General features: G+C 70.2%; 13 protein-coding genes and 1 riboswitch. Of the genes, 10 read left to right on the top strand and 3 right to left on the bottom strand.

Going from position 1 to position 13,818, the window contains the following annotated elements:
* Positions 1-33 precede the first annotated feature (33 nt).
* The 8 genes from ACQEVM_RS23050 (at position 34) to ACQEVM_RS23015 (ending at position 6,828) form a co-directional block, all read left to right on the top strand.
* Positions 34-939: a DUF881 domain-containing protein gene (locus ACQEVM_RS23050; RefSeq protein ID WP_433081983.1), complete on the top strand. Its 906-nt coding sequence runs from the start codon at positions 34-36 to the stop codon at positions 937-939.
* Positions 936-1,268, top strand: coding sequence for a small basic family protein (locus ACQEVM_RS23045; RefSeq protein WP_003970459.1), 333 nt, complete (start codon positions 936-938; stop codon positions 1,266-1,268). Before ACQEVM_RS23050 ends, ACQEVM_RS23045 begins: the two co-directional genes overlap by 4 nt.
* A 5-nt stretch (positions 1,269-1,273) precedes the next feature.
* Positions 1,274-2,083 (top strand): DUF881 domain-containing protein, encoded by an 810-nt coding sequence (locus tag ACQEVM_RS23040; RefSeq protein WP_433081981.1) that lies wholly within the window; start codon positions 1,274-1,276, stop codon positions 2,081-2,083.
* Positions 2,084-2,165: 82 nt separating this feature from the next.
* Positions 2,166-3,110 (top strand): FHA domain-containing protein, encoded by a 945-nt coding sequence (locus tag ACQEVM_RS23035; protein ID WP_433085328.1) that lies wholly within the window; start codon positions 2,166-2,168, stop codon positions 3,108-3,110.
* 19 nt (positions 3,111-3,129) lie between these two features.
* Positions 3,130-3,891, top strand: a complete 762-nt coding sequence (ftsR, locus tag ACQEVM_RS23030) for a transcriptional regulator FtsR (RefSeq protein WP_433081979.1) — start codon at positions 3,130-3,132, stop codon at positions 3,889-3,891.
* A 52-nt stretch (positions 3,892-3,943) separates the two neighbouring features.
* Positions 3,944-4,417, top strand: coding sequence for a bifunctional nuclease family protein (locus tag ACQEVM_RS23025; RefSeq protein ID WP_007262890.1), 474 nt, complete (start codon positions 3,944-3,946; stop codon positions 4,415-4,417).
* A 183-nt stretch (positions 4,418-4,600) separates the two neighbouring features.
* Positions 4,601-5,245: a MerR family transcriptional regulator gene (locus tag ACQEVM_RS23020; protein ID WP_433081977.1), complete on the top strand. Its 645-nt coding sequence runs from the start codon at positions 4,601-4,603 to the stop codon at positions 5,243-5,245.
* Between the two features lie 56 nt (positions 5,246-5,301).
* Positions 5,302-6,828, top strand: coding sequence for a DNA polymerase IV (locus ACQEVM_RS23015; RefSeq protein WP_433081975.1), 1,527 nt, complete (start codon positions 5,302-5,304; stop codon positions 6,826-6,828).
* On the opposite strand, the gene ACQEVM_RS23010 is transcribed toward ACQEVM_RS23015, so the two are convergent.
* Positions 6,825-7,217, bottom strand: coding sequence for a PRC-barrel domain-containing protein (locus tag ACQEVM_RS23010; protein ID WP_433081973.1), 393 nt, complete (start codon positions 7,215-7,217; stop codon positions 6,825-6,827). The genes ACQEVM_RS23015 and ACQEVM_RS23010 overlap by 4 nt on opposite strands.
* Positions 7,218-7,330: 113 nt before the next feature.
* Positions 7,331-7,429: riboswitch (glycine riboswitch) on the top strand.
* A 197-nt stretch (positions 7,430-7,626) separates the two neighbouring features.
* On the opposite strand from ACQEVM_RS23010, the gene gcvP reads away from it, so the two are divergent.
* Positions 7,627-10,512: an aminomethyl-transferring glycine dehydrogenase gene (gcvP, locus tag ACQEVM_RS23005; RefSeq protein WP_433081971.1), complete on the top strand. Its 2,886-nt coding sequence runs from the start codon at positions 7,627-7,629 to the stop codon at positions 10,510-10,512.
* Positions 10,513-10,607: 95 nt separating this feature from the next.
* On the opposite strand, the gene ACQEVM_RS23000 is transcribed toward gcvP, so the two are convergent.
* Positions 10,608-10,796: a DUF5999 family protein gene (locus tag ACQEVM_RS23000; protein WP_053683766.1), complete on the bottom strand. Its 189-nt coding sequence runs from the start codon at positions 10,794-10,796 to the stop codon at positions 10,608-10,610.
* A gap of 285 nt (positions 10,797-11,081) precedes the next feature.
* The gene (locus ACQEVM_RS22995; RefSeq protein WP_433081968.1) at positions 11,082-11,702 is read right to left on the bottom strand and encodes a hypothetical protein; all 621 of its coding nucleotides are present in this window, start codon (positions 11,700-11,702) and stop codon (positions 11,082-11,084) included.
* A 495-nt stretch (positions 11,703-12,197) separates the two neighbouring features.
* Here ACQEVM_RS22995 and ACQEVM_RS22990 point away from each other — a divergent pair, with 495 nt between their 5' ends.
* A complete protein-coding gene (locus ACQEVM_RS22990; RefSeq protein WP_433081966.1) occupies positions 12,198-13,733 on the top strand; it encodes a glutamate-cysteine ligase family protein in 1,536 nt (511 codons plus the stop codon).
* Positions 13,734-13,818: the final 85 nt, after the last annotated feature.

Genomic DNA, 13,818 nt, shown 5'->3' with positions numbered 1-13,818 from the left:
CGCATTCGGTGGCAACGGTGGTGACATGCGACGATGTGGGGCATGTCGCAGCCGCCCAACAACCGGAGTTCGGCCACGCCGCCCGCGCGCCCGGACGCTTCCATGTCGCTGCTGACGCACGTGATGGACCACAGTCTCGACGAGGGCTATGCGGAAGCCTCGGCACGGCGCGCGGCGGACGGCACGGCGGGCCTTCCGCGCAGCCTCAAGGCCAAGCTGGGCCTCGCCGCCGGACTGGTGATCGCCGCCATGGTCGTCACCCTCGGAGCGGCCGAGGCGCGGATATCGGCGCCGGTGCTGGCCAAGGAGCGCCAAGAGCTCATCGACCGGGTGGAGCGGGCCGACGAGCACGCGACCACCGTGGAACGGGACATCGAGCGGTTGCGCACCGAGGTCGCGGACAGCCAGCGCGAGGCACTCAAGCAGCACGGCGGGGACCAGGGGCAACTCGTGGCCCTGCTGGCCGGCGCCACCGACGTGCGCGGGCCGGGTGTCAAACTCACCGTGGACGACGCCAAGGGGGCGTCCTCCGGAGGCGGCGGAGGGCCGCGCGAGAGCGCCGGGTTCGCGAACACCGGCCGGCTCCGCGACCGGGACATGCAGAAGATCGTCAACGGCCTCTGGCAGTCCGGTGCGGAGGCGATCTCGATCAACGGTCAGCGCCTCACGGCCCTCTCGGCGATCAGGGCGGCGGGTGACGCGATACTGGTCGACAACAAGCCGCTGGTACCGCCGTACGAAGTGCTCGCGGTGGGCGACAAGAAGAAACTCGGGGCCGCGTTCCAGGACTCCGTGGGCGGTCAGTACCTGCACGTGCTGCAGGAGAGCTACGGGATCCGCTCCAGCCTGGCGCCCGCTGACGACATCCGCCTGCAGGCCGCGTCGAGCCTGACCGTACGTACAGCTACAGCAGCAGAGCCGAAGAAGGGTGCATCGTGATCGCGGTACTGGGCCTCGTGGTCGGAGTGGTGGTCGGGCTTCTGGTCCGACCCGAAGTGCCGGCCGTGGTGGAGCCTTATCTGCCGATCGCCGTGGTGGCGGCGCTGGACGCGGTCTTCGGCGGTCTGCGGGCGATGCTGGACGGCATCTTCGTCGACAAGGTCTTCGTGGTGTCGTTCCTGTCCAACGTCGTGGTCGCCGCGCTGATCGTCTTCCTCGGGGACAAGCTGGGCGTCGGCGCGCAGTTGTCCACCGGTGTGGTCGTCGTCCTCGGCATCCGCATCTTCTCCAACGCCGCGGCCATCCGCCGCCACGTGTTCCGGGCGTGACGCCGATGACTACGGAGAACACCCCGCCGGAGGAACCGAACGTCCCCGAGCAGCCTCTTAAGGAGGGGTCGGCGCAGGCAGCCGAGCCCGAGGAGACCGGTCGGCAGCGCCTGGCGGCCGGTCTGTGGCCGCCGAGGGTGAGCCGCGCCCAACTGATCGTCGCGCTGTTGCTCTTCGTCCTCGGCCTGGGCCTGGCCATCCAGGTCCGTTCGAACAGCGACTCGGGCGCTCCGCTGCGCGGGGCCCGTCAGGAGGACCTCGTACGGATCCTCGACGAGCTCGACGGTCGTACCAAGCGCCTGGAGGACGAGAAACAGAGGCTGGAGGACCAACGCAAGGAGTTGGAGAACAGCTCCGATCAGGCCGAGGAGGCGCGCAGGCAGACCGTGGAGAAGGAACGCCAACTGGGCATTCTGGCCGGTACGGTGGCTGCCCAGGGACCGGGCATCACGCTGCGGATCACCGACCCCACGGGGCAGGTGCAGCCGGACCAGCTCCTGGACACGCTTCAGGAGCTGCGGGCGGCCGGGGCCGAGGCGATCCAGATCAACGGGGTGCGGGTGGTGGCCGGGTCGTTCTTCTCGGACGAGGGCGGTGGGGTCGGCATCGATGGGAAGAAGATCACACAACCCTATGAATTCAGGGTGATCGGCAAGCCGCAGGACCTGGAGCCCGCGCTGAACATCCCCGGCGGCGTTGTACAGACGTTGGAGAAGGAACAAGCCACGGTTGCCGTCACACGGTCGGCGAAGATCGTTGTGGACGCCTTGCGGGCTGCGAAGCAGCCTGACTACGCTCGGTCGTCATCACCGTGACACGGGGCGTAACGTGGAGCGGCTCACGCGGGTGGATGCCTGCGGGGGGTCGAGGCACCGAAGTCGCGGTGCGTGGTGGAAACTGTCTGGTGGTTACGGACGTTGTGAGAATGTCCGGATCGGCAGGTGTGTGCATTCGGAGTTCGTCCTGCCCCACGGGCGGGTCTGTTTCGGTCAAGGGGAATCGCCCGTGAAGTTGTTTGAGAAGTTGTTCGGCAAGAAGAACCGCGAGGAAGGCGGTGCCGCGAGGCATCGTGCGGGGCACGGAGACGGGGAAGGGCAGGGCGACCGGCCGCTCTTCCGCGACGAGGTCGCCGGCTCGGGTGATGTTTCGGGTGCGCAGGGCGCGTCGACTGTTGACCCTGCCGGTACCGGCCGCATAGGTTTCGGTGAACCATCAACCTCAAGTGCGGGTGGAGGGTTTGCCTCCGACCCGTATGCCACCAATGCCTCCGCGGGGCAGCCGCGGCGCGAGGAGCCGTCCATGTCGGCCGAGCAGATCTGCAGCAGGTGCGGGCACCGCAGCGATGCGGCCAGCCGGTTCTGCTCCAGCTGCGGCGCGCCGCTGCGGCCGGGTCTGACGCCGGAGCGTGCTTCGGAGACCACGTCCACGATCTCGATCTCGGGCCTCGAGGCCTACGAGGCCGAGGTCTCGGGGCAACAGCACGTGTCGTCCTCGCTCTCTCCCGAGGCCCAGGCCGCGGTGGAAGCGCTGCCCCCGGGTTCCGCTCTGCTGATCGTGCGGCGCGGCCCCAACTCCGGCAGCCGGTTCCTCTTGGACGGCGAACTGACCACGGCCGGCCGGCACCCGCAGAGCGACATCTTCCTGGACGACGTCACCGTCTCCCGGCGGCACGTCGACTTCCGCCGGGGCCAGGACGGTGGCTTCACCGTCTCGGACGTGGGCAGCCTCAACGGCACGTACGTGAACCGAGAGCCGATCGACTCCGTCGCCCTGCACAACGGCGACGAGGTGCAGATCGGCAAGTACCGGCTGGTCTTCTACGCGAGCCTGCGGGGCATCTGACCCGTCAAGGGAAGGTCCCATGCTGCGCACCCCGACAGGCGGTGCCGGAAACGGCACCGCCGCCTCGGCCGGGCGGCTGGTGAGCATCGGCACGGTGCTCACCATGCTGCGTGACGAGTTTCCCGACGTCACGATCTCGAAGATCCGCTTTCTGGAGGCGGAGGGGCTCGTCGAGCCCCGGCGCACACCTTCCGGATACCGCAAGTTCAGCACCGACGACGTCGATCGGCTGAGCCGGATCCTGCGCCTCCAGCGGGACCACTACATGCCGCTGAAGGTCATTCGCGAACAGCTCGACGCGCTCGACCGCGGCGAGCAGGTCCGCATCCCGTCGCCCACCATGCACGGGGACTCCGTCGACCCCGCGAGCCCCGCCGCCGTGTACGGCGAGGTGGGGCGAGAGCGCTCCACCGCGGCCCGGGTGGGCCGCGCCGAGCTGATCTCCGCCGCCGAGGTGGACGAGGTGCAGCTCGGCGAGTGGGAATCGTACGGGCTCATCACCGAGGCGCCGGACGGCGGATTCGACGCCGAGACGGTCACCGTGGCCCGGTTGATCGCGGGTCTCGGTCGATTCGGGCTTGAGCCCCGCCATCTGCGCGCCATGAAAGCGGCCGCGGATCGGGAGGCCGGTCTGGTCGAACAGCTCGTGGCCCCACTGCGCCGGCACCGCAACCCGCAGACCAGGGCCCATGCGGAGGCCACCATGAGGGAGCTCGCCGGGTTGTCCGTACGGCTCCACGAAGCCCTGGTACAGACCGCCCTCGGGGTCCGGCTCAACTGACCAGGGGGAGCCCGACTACCCAAACCTGCCGGGCAGGTCCTAGGGTTGCTGTGTGAACGAGCTCGACGTTGTGGGTGTCCGGGTGGAAATGCCCTCCAACCAACCGATCGTGCTCCTGCGTGAAGTGGGAGGCGATCGGTACCTCCCCATCTGGATCGGACCCGGGGAGGCGACCGCCATTGCCTTCGCTCAACAGGGCATGGCCCCTGCCCGTCCGCTGACGCACGACCTGTTCAAGGACGTGCTGGAAGCGGTCGGTGAGGAGCTCACCGAGGTTCGGATCACGGATCTGCGGGAGGGCGTCTTCTATGCGGAGCTTGTCTTCGCCAGCGGGGTCGAGGTGAGCGCGCGGCCCTCCGATGCCATAGCGCTGGCCCTGCGGACGGGAACGCCGATCTACGGCAGTGACGGCGTGCTCGACGACGCGGGCATCGCCATCCCCGATGAGCAGGAGGACGAGGTGGAGAAGTTCCGCGAGTTCCTCGACCAGATCTCGCCCGAGGACTTCGGCACCGGGCCACAGTGAGGCGGCGCGCGCCGTGTCACCCTCCGTGAAGATTCAGCCCATTCGAGTAGCCTTTCCCCGTAAAGGGACACGGGAAACCACTCTCAGGGTGATTATCACTCGGCGTGCCGAGTGTGGCGATCGTTGACGCACCCCTGGTGACTGCCTACCTTCGAGGAGGCAGGTCAAGGACGGAGGGTCGGCGTGAGGATCACGGGCGACGGTACGACCGGGGGCATCCCCGCACGGAGTGACGGCGGGCCGTACCCGCTGCACGGCGGTGCGGCGGGTTCCGCGCGCCGTCAGCCGGAGTCGGTTCCGACGCCGGTCGGACCGGTGAGCGAGGAGCAGGCGCCCGAGCAGATCGGCTACAGGGGGCCGACGGCGTGCGCCGCCGCCGGCATCACCTACCGGCAACTGGACTACTGGGCCCGGACCGGGCTGGTGGAGCCGAGCGTCCGACCCGCGTACGGCTCGGGCACGCAGCGGCTGTACAGCTTCCGGGACGTGGTGGTCCTCAAGATCGTCAAGCGCTTCCTGGACACCGGGGTGGCGCTGCAGAGCATCCGCACCGCCGTGCAGCACCTGCGCGAGCGGGGGTTCTCGGACCTGGAGCGCATGACGCTGATGAGCGACGGCGCCACCGTCTACGAATGCACCTCGCCAGATCAGGTGGTCAGCCTGCTCCAGGGTGGACAGGGCGTCTTCGGCATCGCGATCGGCGTGGTCTGGCGGGACGTGGAGAACGCGCTGTCCCAGCTCCACGGCGAGCGGATCGACACCGGCGAGACACTGGTCGGGCAGAACCCCGCGGACGAGCTGGCGGCGCGCCGCAACCGGGCGGTCTGAGGCGCCCCGGCGGGCTCCCGGCGGGATTGTCAGAGGCGTAGGGCAGCATCGGGGCTGTGAGAGCCGCGCCGACCATCCTGCATCTGGACATGGACGCCTTCTACGCATCTGTGGAGCAGGCGTCGAAGCCGAGTCTGCGCGGCAAGGCCGTGATCGTCGGCGGGCTCGGGCCGCGCGGGGTGGTGGCCACGGCCTCCTACGAGGCCAGGCGCTTCGGTGTGCACTCGGCGATGCCGACGGCGCAGGCCAGACGGCTCTGCCCGAACGGCGCCTACCTCACCCCCCGGTTCCGCCTCTACCAAGCGGTCAGCGAGCGCGTCATGGGGCTTCTGAGGGCCCTGTCGCCCCTCGTGGAGCCGCTCAGCCTGGACGAGGCCTTCGTGGACCTGGAGGCGGGCGGGATCGCCTTCGACGCCGCCGGTGCCCGGGCGGCGGGGGAGCGGCTGAGGGCCGACATCATGGCCGCGACGGGGCTCAGCGGGTCCGTGGGGCTCGCCGGATCCAAGATGCTGGCCAAGGTGGCCTCCGAGGAGGCCAAGCCGGCAGGGCTGCTGCTGATCGAGCCGGGGACCGAGCGCGCGCACCTCGCGCCGATGACCGTGCGGACCCTGCCCGGTGTGGGTCCGGTCACCGGGGAGCACCTGCGGCGTGCCGGGATCACCACCGTGGGGGAGCTGGCCGAGGCCGGCGAGGACGAGTTGATCCGGATGGTGGGGCGCTCGCACGGGCTGGGGCTGTACCGGATGGCGCTGGGACTGGACGACCGCCCCGTGGTCGCCGAACGCGACGCGAAGTCGGTCTCGGTGGAGGACACCTTCGACGTGGACCTGCACGACCGGGTCCGGATCCGCGGCGAGGTGCAGCGGCTCGCCGACCGGTGTGTGGGGCGGCTGCGGTCCTCCGGGCACTCGGGCCGCACGATCGTGCTGAAGGTACGGCGCTACGACTTCTCGACTCTGACGCGCTCGGAGACGCTGCGGGGGCCCACCGACGATCCGGGAGTGGTCCGGGAGGCTGCCGCGCGGCTGCTGGAGGGTGTGGACACCACGGGCGGGGTGCGGCTGCTGGGGGTCGGGGTGACGGGGCTCGCGGACTACACGCAGGAGGACCTGTTCGCCCAGGCGGAGGCCGAGGCCGAGGCGGAGGAGGGCGCGGAGGCGGTCGGGCCCGCCGGGGATCCGGTGGCGGAGGACCCGGAGCCGTCGGGTGGGGACGCGGCGGACGGTGCCGGGGCCCCGGACGGGGCTGCGGTCGATCCGGCGGGGGCAGGAGAGGCCCCACGGGGCACGGAGGGCGACGGGGCCGTCGGGACGCCGGGGGAGCCCGTGATCGCCCTCGGGCGGTTCTGGCCGGCCGGCAGCGACGTGCGGCACGCGGTGTACGGGCCGGGGTGGGTCCAGGGCAGCGGGGTCGGGCGGGTGACCGTACGGTTCGAGCGGCCGGGATCGCCGCCCGGGCGCGTGCGCACCTTCAAGGTGGACGATCCGGAGCTGGAGCCGTCCGATCCGTTGCCGCTGGTCGGGGGAGACGGAGGGGGAGTGGTGGGCGAGCGGGCGCGCCCGCGTGGCGCGGGGGCCCCTTAGCCCTCGCCCGCGAGCCGGCCGAAGTCGCGGGGGGTGTTCTTCGGCGGGGGCGGCGGGTGATGGAACTCCGTGGGCAGGGTCACGTCCAGTCCGTAGTGGTGGTAGAGCTGCAGCTCCTGCTCGGGAGAGAGGTGGCGACCGACGCCGAAGTCGGGTGCGTCCCTGATCAGGGATCGTTCGAAGGGGACCCGAAGGGTGTCCCCGACCATCTCGCTGGGCTCCAGGGGGACGAAGGCGTCCCGGCTGAACAGGCCCGTCCGGACCGCGGCCCATTCCGGTACGCCCGTGGCATCGTCGAGGTAGACCTCGTCCACGGTTCCGATCTTGGCTCCGTTGCGGTCGAATGCCTTGCGGCCGATCAGGCTGCGCGGATCGATGTCGGTCTGCACGGTCCCTCCACATGGTCGCAACTCCTCCGTATTCACTACAGAAGTGCATATTCGGAGAGGGGGCCACTCGAGGGAGGGTTCGGAACCTCGCTGGTAGGCTGGGTGACGGCTGTCGACCCTGTGCGGGAGAGTCCTCCGAGTGAACGTGACGGAGGCGCCGAAGGAGCAAATCCTCCCCGGAATCTCTCAGGCATACGTACCGCACGTGGTGAGGCCACTCTGGAAAGCAGGGGCGGGTACCGGATGATGTGTGCCGGTTCCTCTCCTCACCGACGGTGAAAGCCGGATCTCGTGGGCGAACCCCAGGAGACCCGGTGAAGCTCTCAGGTTGAGATGACAGAGGGGGAGGCCGTTCGGGTGCCCGCGCCGTGGTGCCCCTCGCAGGTCATACGACCAGGAGGCCTCCGTCATGACCGCCAACCGCATTCCGCTCTCCCAGCTGGAGCGAGGCATCCCCTTCGAGCAGCGCCACATCGGCCCGGATGCCGAGGCGCAGGCGAAGATGCTCGCCCACGTGGGCTACGGCTCCCTGGACGAACTGACCGCCGCAGCGGTCCCCGATGTGATCCGCAGCGCCGAGGCGCTGAACCTGCCCGAGGCGCGGACCGAGGCCGAGGTGCTCGCCGAGCTCCGTGAGCTCGCCGACCGCAACCAGGTCCTCTCGTCCATGATCGGTCTCGGCTACTACGGGACCTTCACGCCGCCGGTGATCCTGCGCAACGTCATGGAGAACCCGGCCTGGTACACGGCCTACACGCCGTACCAGCCCGAGATCTCGCAGGGCCGCCTCGAAGCGCTGCTGAACTTCCAGACCGTCGTCGCGGACCTGACCGGCCTGCCGACCTCCGGGGCCTCGCTGCTCGACGAGGGCACCGCCGCCGCCGAGGCCATGTCGCTGGCCCGCCGCGTCGGCAAGGTCAAGAACGGCGTCTTCCTGATCGACGCGGACGCGCTGCCGCAGACGATCGCCGTGATCGAGACCCGTGCCGAGCCGACGGGCGTCGAGGTCGTGGTCGCCGACCTGTCCGAGGGCATCCCCGCCGAGATCGCCGAGCGCGGCGTCTTCGGCGTACTGCTCCAGTACCCGGGCGCCTCCGGCGCCGTACGGGACATCAAGCCGGTCATCGACCAGGCGCACGAGCTCGGTGCCATCGTCACCGTCTCCGCGGACCTCCTCGCGCTGACCCTGCTCACCTCCCCGGGCGAGCTGGGCGCGGACATCGCCGTCGGCACCACCCAGCGCTTCGGCGTGCCGATGGGCTTCGGCGGACCGCACGCCGGCTACATGGCCGTCCAGGCCAAGCACGCCCGCTCGCTCCCCGGCCGCCTCGTCGGCGTCTCCGTGGACGCGGACGGCAACAAGGCGTACCGCCTCGCGCTCCAGACGCGTGAGCAGCACATCCGCCGCGAGAAGGCCACCAGCAACATCTGCACCGCGCAGGTGCTGCTCGCCGTCATGGCCGGCATGTACGCCGTCTACCACGGTCCGGACGGGCTGCGGACGATCGCCCGCCGGACCCACCGCTACGCGGGCGTGCTCGCCGCGGGGCTGGCGGCCGGCGGGGTCAAGGTCGTGCACGGCTCGTACTTCGACACCCTCACCGTCCGGGTGCCGGGCCGGGCCGGCGAGGTCGTCGCCGCCGCCCGCGCGGGCGGGGTCAACCTGTACCGCGTGGACGCCGACCTGGTGTCGATCTCCTGTGACGAGACCACGCTGCGCGCCGACGTCGAGGCCGTCTGGGCCGCCTTCGGCGTCACCGCGGACATCGAGGCGCTGGACGAGATCACCCCCGAGAGCCTGCCCGAGGGCCTGCTGCGCTCGGACGAGTACCTGGCCCACCCGGTCTTCCACCAGCACCGTTCCGAGACCGCGATGCTGCGCTACCTGCGCAGGCTCTCGGACAAGGACTACGCGCTGGACCGCGGCATGATCCCGCTGGGCTCCTGCACGATGAAGCTCAACGCGACCACCGAGATGGAGCCGGTCACCTGGCCCGAGTTCGGGCAGCTGCACCCCTTCGCGCCGATCGAGCAGGCCGAGGGGTACCTCACGCTCATCAACGAGCTGGAGGAACGTCTCTGCGAGGTCACCGGCTACGACAAGGTGTCGATCCAGCCGAACGCCGGCTCCCAGGGCGAGCTGGCCGGTCTGCTGGCCGTCCGCGCGTACCACCGGGCGAACGGCGACGAGCAGCGCACCATCTGTCTCATCCCGTCCTCCGCGCACGGCACGAACGCGGCCAGCGCCGTGATGGCCGGCATGAAGGTCGTCGTCGTCAAGACCGCCGACGACGGCGAGGTGGACGCGGACGACCTGCGCGCCAAGATCGAGCAGTACCGCGACGAACTCGCCGTGCTGATGATCACCTACCCGTCCACGCACGGTGTGTTCGAGGAGCACGTCGCGGACATCTGCGCCCAGGTGCACGACGCCGGCGGTCAGGTCTACGTGGACGGCGCGAACCTCAACGCCCTCGTCGGTCTGGCCAAGCCGGGTCACTTCGGCGGCGACGTCTCGCACCTGAACCTGCACAAGACCTTCTGCATCCCGCACGGTGGCGGCGGTCCGGGCGTCGGCCCGGTGGGTGTCCGGGCGCACCTGGCCCCGTACCTCCCCAACCACCCGCTCCAGCCGACCGCCGGTCCGGAGACGGGCGTCGGCCCGATCTCGGCCGCCCCGTGGGGATCGGCCGGCATCCTGCCGATCTCCTGGTCGTACGTGCGCCTGATGGGCGGCGAGGGCCTCAAGCGCGCCACCCAGGTGGCCGTGCTCGGCGCCAACTACATCGCCAAGCGTCTGGAGCCGCACTACCCGGTGCTCTACACCGGTCCCGGCAACCTGGTCGCCCACGAGTGCATCATCGACCTGCGTCCGCTGTCGAAGGCCACGGGCGTCAGCGTCGACGACATCGCCAAGCGCCTGATCGACTACGGCTTCCACGCGCCGACGATGTCGTTCCCGGTCGCCGGCACGCTGATGATCGAGCCGACGGAGTCCGAGGACCTCGCCGAGATCGACCGCTTCTGCGACGCGATGATCGCCATCCGTGCCGAGATCGAGCGGGTCGCCGGCGGCGAATGGCCGCTCGACGACAACCCGCTGGCCAACTCCCCGCACACCGCGGCGGCGCTGGGTGGCGAGTGGAACCACCCGTACACCCGCGACGAGGCCGTCTTCCCGGGCGGGGTCACGGCCGCCGAGAAGTACTGGCCGCCGGTGCGCCGGATCGACGGCGCCTTCGGCGACCGGAACCTGGTGTGCTCCTGCCCGCCGCTCGACGAGTACGACAACTGAGTCGTGATCGTGGCGGTGTGAGCCGATGAGGAAGGGGCCGGTCCCGGAGCGATGCTCCGGGACCGGCCCCTTCCCCGTGTCCCCTGTCGTCCCGTCTAGGCGACCGCGAGCGGCCGGTGCGGGGCGATGATCTGGCCGTCCGGCAACAGCTCCCCGGTGTCCTCGAAGAGCAGGACGCCGTTGCACAGCAGGCTCCAGCCCTGTTCCGGGTGGTTGGCCACCGGCAGCGCGGCCTCCCTGTCGGCGGAGTCTGACGTCGGGCAGGCTGGCTGGTGCTGGCACATGGATGCGTTCTTTCGCTGCGATGTGGTCTGTGTGCTACGGCTCGATGCGTGATTCATGGCCGTCCCCCTGGGTCATCCCCGCGCCTGCGGGGAGCATGTCCCTCAGTGTTCCCCCACGACGGCTGCTTCGTAGGTATTTCCCGGCAGCTGTCCTCATACATTGATGACGCATCACTCGTGCGGGCGGTTCAGGCCAACTCCCCTGTCATTTCGGGTGGTTCACCAGTGGTCCTAGCGGGCTAGGCCGAATGGGCAGCTTGGGCCATGCCGGTCGGGGAGCGCTGGTCAGGCCGCCGGTGCGGCCACCGCGGGCGGTGCCGGAGGGGCGGGCGGGGTGAGTCGACGGGTCAGCACGGGCAGCAGCTCGGACACGGTGTGCGGTCGGAAGGGCGCGATCCCGGGAGGCGCCGGCGCCAGGGGGATCAGCAGGTCGGCGGCGTCCGGCAGGCCCGCCGAGGCGTCGGCGTTGACCGCTCCGTGCAGCCAGAGGGTCAGCATGTACAGCTCCGGTACGGACAGGAGTCTCGGCTGGTGGTTCCTGCCGAGCGACTCGGCCTGACGCAGGGCGCGTTCGGTCGCCGTCACGTAGGGGCCCTCGAAGAAGTGGGAGAAGGCCCAGCCGTCCGCGGTGAGCCGGGTGTCGGCCGCGGCGACGAAACGGTCCCCGCTGCGGATCATGAACCGCCAGCCGGTCAGCCGCGTGCGGGGCGGCCGGCCGCCGGTCGTGAGCGGCGAGGCCTGCAACCGGTCGAGGACGTGGACCGGCAGGGGGAGTTCGGCGGTCAGGGGGCCCTGGATCTTGCGCAGGGCCGGGGTGTGCGCCTCGTGCACGGCGGTGGGGGAGCGGAGTGCCGCGAGGACGCAGCGCAGGGCGGGCGCGGGAGCCGGAGGGACGTGCAGCGGCATGGTGGGTCGCCTCTCACTTGGGAGACCTGGGGTGCGGGGGAAGGTGCGGACGGCGCTGTCGCATTCTGGGGCCAGAGGGGGGCTGAGGGGCAATGGCCGCGCGCCAACTCTCTGCCTCGTTTGCGGAGTTTATACGACATGTGTTCACGCAGTGTTTCGGCTAGCCGTCCCGTCCATTGCCGACAAGGCGCTTACCGGTCCCTCTGGCATGGCTTTCATGCCGGTTGCGCGCGAACATGCCGCGCTGACCTCGGAGGTTACCGGACGGGGGCTCGGCTGGAAAGCGTCGGTTATGTGGAATAGGCAAAGTCGAGGCGGAATTTGCGCTTTCAGGCTTGCCAGGTGAATGTGCCGAAGCGCCCTTCGGGCCAAACCGGCGCGCGCTGTCCGCCAGGGGCGTCCCCGCCGCGTTATCGATCACTCCGCCGGGGCATCATCGACCGTAACGCGCGCCTGGGTGCACCGGGCCAGGCCCATTCGAGGAGGGACGCTTCGATGGGGGAGAAGGTCGTGGCAGGCGGATTCGACCTGTCCGATCGGCATCGGTATCGAAGGAAGCTCCACGAGTGCCTGGAGGGGCTGGAGCGCCTTCTGGCGGAGAAGAGGTTCGATCGGCCCAAGAACATGATGGGACTGGAGATCGAACTGAATCTCGCGGGTGCCGACGGGTTGCCGAGAATGGTGAATGCCGAGGTTCTGGAGCGTATAGCGAGCCCCGATTTCCAAACCGAACTCGGAATGTTCAACCTGGAGGTGAACGTACTCCCGCACCGCCTCGGCGGACGGGTATTCGACCAGCTCGCCGAAGAACTCGGGGCCGGGTTGAACTATGCCCACCGGCAGGCCGCCGCGATCGACGCCGGGGTGGTGATGATCGGCATCCTGCCGACGATCACCCGCTCCGACCTGGCTCTGGCCAACCTCTCCGCCGTGGACCGGTACTCGCTGCTCAACGAGCAGATCCTGATGATGCGCGGCGAGGACTTCATCCTCGACATCGACGGCGTCGAGCGGCTGACCTGGACCTCCGGATCGATCGTGCCCGAGGCCGCCTGCACCTCCGTGCAACTGCACCTCCAGGTGACCCCGGCCCGGTTCGCGGACGTGTGGAACGCGGCCCAGGCGGTGTCCGCCGTACAGACGGCGGTCGGCGCCAACTCGCCGTTCCTGTTCGGGCACGAGCTGTGGCGGGAATCGCGGCCGCCGCTCTTCACCCAGGCCACCGACACGCGCCCGCCCGAACTCCAGTCGCAGGGCGTGCGGCCGCGGACCTGGTTCGGGGAGCGGTGGGTGGACTCGGCGTACGAACTCTTCGCGGAGAACGTCCGCTTCTTCCCGTCGCTGCTGCCGATCTGTGACGAGGAGGAGCCGCTGCGGGTGCTCGCCGAGGGAGGCGTGCCGAGCCTGCAGGAGCTGGTGCTGCACAACGGCACGGTCTACCGCTGGAACCGGCCCGTGTACGGGGTCGCCGACGGGGTGCCGCACCTGCGGGTGGAGAACCGGGTGCTGCCGGCCGGGCCCACCGTGGCCGACGTGGTCGCCAACGCCGCCTTCTACTACGGGCTGGTGCGCACGCTCGCGGACGAGCAGCGGCCGGTCTGGACGAGGCTGCCGTTCGCGGAGGCCGAGGCCAACTTCGACGCGGCCTGTCGGTACGGGATCGACGCGCGGCTGCGCTGGCCGCGTCGGGGCAGGGGCGGAGGTCTGGCGAGCGTGCCGGCGGTACGGCTGGTGCTCGACGAGCTGCTTCCGCTGGCGGCGGCCGGGCTGGACGCCTGGGGGATCGCGCCGGCGGACCGGGACCACTACCTGGGAATCATCGAACAGCGCTGTCGGCTCCGGGTGAACGGTGCGACCTGGCAGGTGGACACCTTCCACCGGGCCGTCGCGGCCGGCCTGGGACGCGACGACGCGCTGGCGGCCACCACCCGGCGCTACAGCGAGCTGTCGCACCGGGGCGAGCCCGTGCACACCTGGCCGGTCGGGCTCGCCGGGCAGGAGGTGGACGCCGCCGCGGCGGCCCGTCTCTGACCCCGATCGAGTCCGGTGATCCCGTTCCCCCGCCGAGGAGGCAGTATGGGGGTGTCGTGACGGCACGTCGCGACACCGATCGCGG

Origin of the sequence: Streptomyces sp. CA-243310 (assembly GCF_050936775.1) — a bacterium.
GTDB lineage: Bacteria > Actinomycetota > Actinomycetes > Streptomycetales > Streptomycetaceae > Streptomyces.
This window is presented reverse-complemented; position numbering and strand designations above follow the sequence as displayed.

Excerpts from the sequence above, each read along its gene's own strand:
- ACQEVM_RS23050 (WP_433081983.1), top strand. The coding sequence starts at position 34 with ATGTGGGGCATGTCGCAGCCGCCCAACAACCGGAGTTCGGCCACGCCG.
- ACQEVM_RS23040 (WP_433081981.1), top strand. The coding sequence starts at position 1,274 with ATGACTACGGAGAACACCCCGCCGGAGGAACCGAACGTCCCCGAGCAG.
- ftsR (WP_433081979.1), top strand. The coding sequence starts at position 3,130 with ATGCTGCGCACCCCGACAGGCGGTGCCGGAAACGGCACCGCCGCCTCG.
- gcvP (WP_433081971.1), top strand. The coding sequence starts at position 7,627 with ATGACCGCCAACCGCATTCCGCTCTCCCAGCTGGAGCGAGGCATCCCC.
- ACQEVM_RS23000 (WP_053683766.1), bottom strand. The coding sequence starts at position 10,796 with ATGTGCCAGCACCAGCCAGCCTGCCCGACGTCAGACTCCGCCGACAGG.
- ACQEVM_RS22995 (WP_433081968.1), bottom strand. The coding sequence starts at position 11,702 with ATGCCGCTGCACGTCCCTCCGGCTCCCGCGCCCGCCCTGCGCTGCGTC.
- ACQEVM_RS22990 (WP_433081966.1), top strand. The coding sequence starts at position 12,198 with ATGGGGGAGAAGGTCGTGGCAGGCGGATTCGACCTGTCCGATCGGCAT.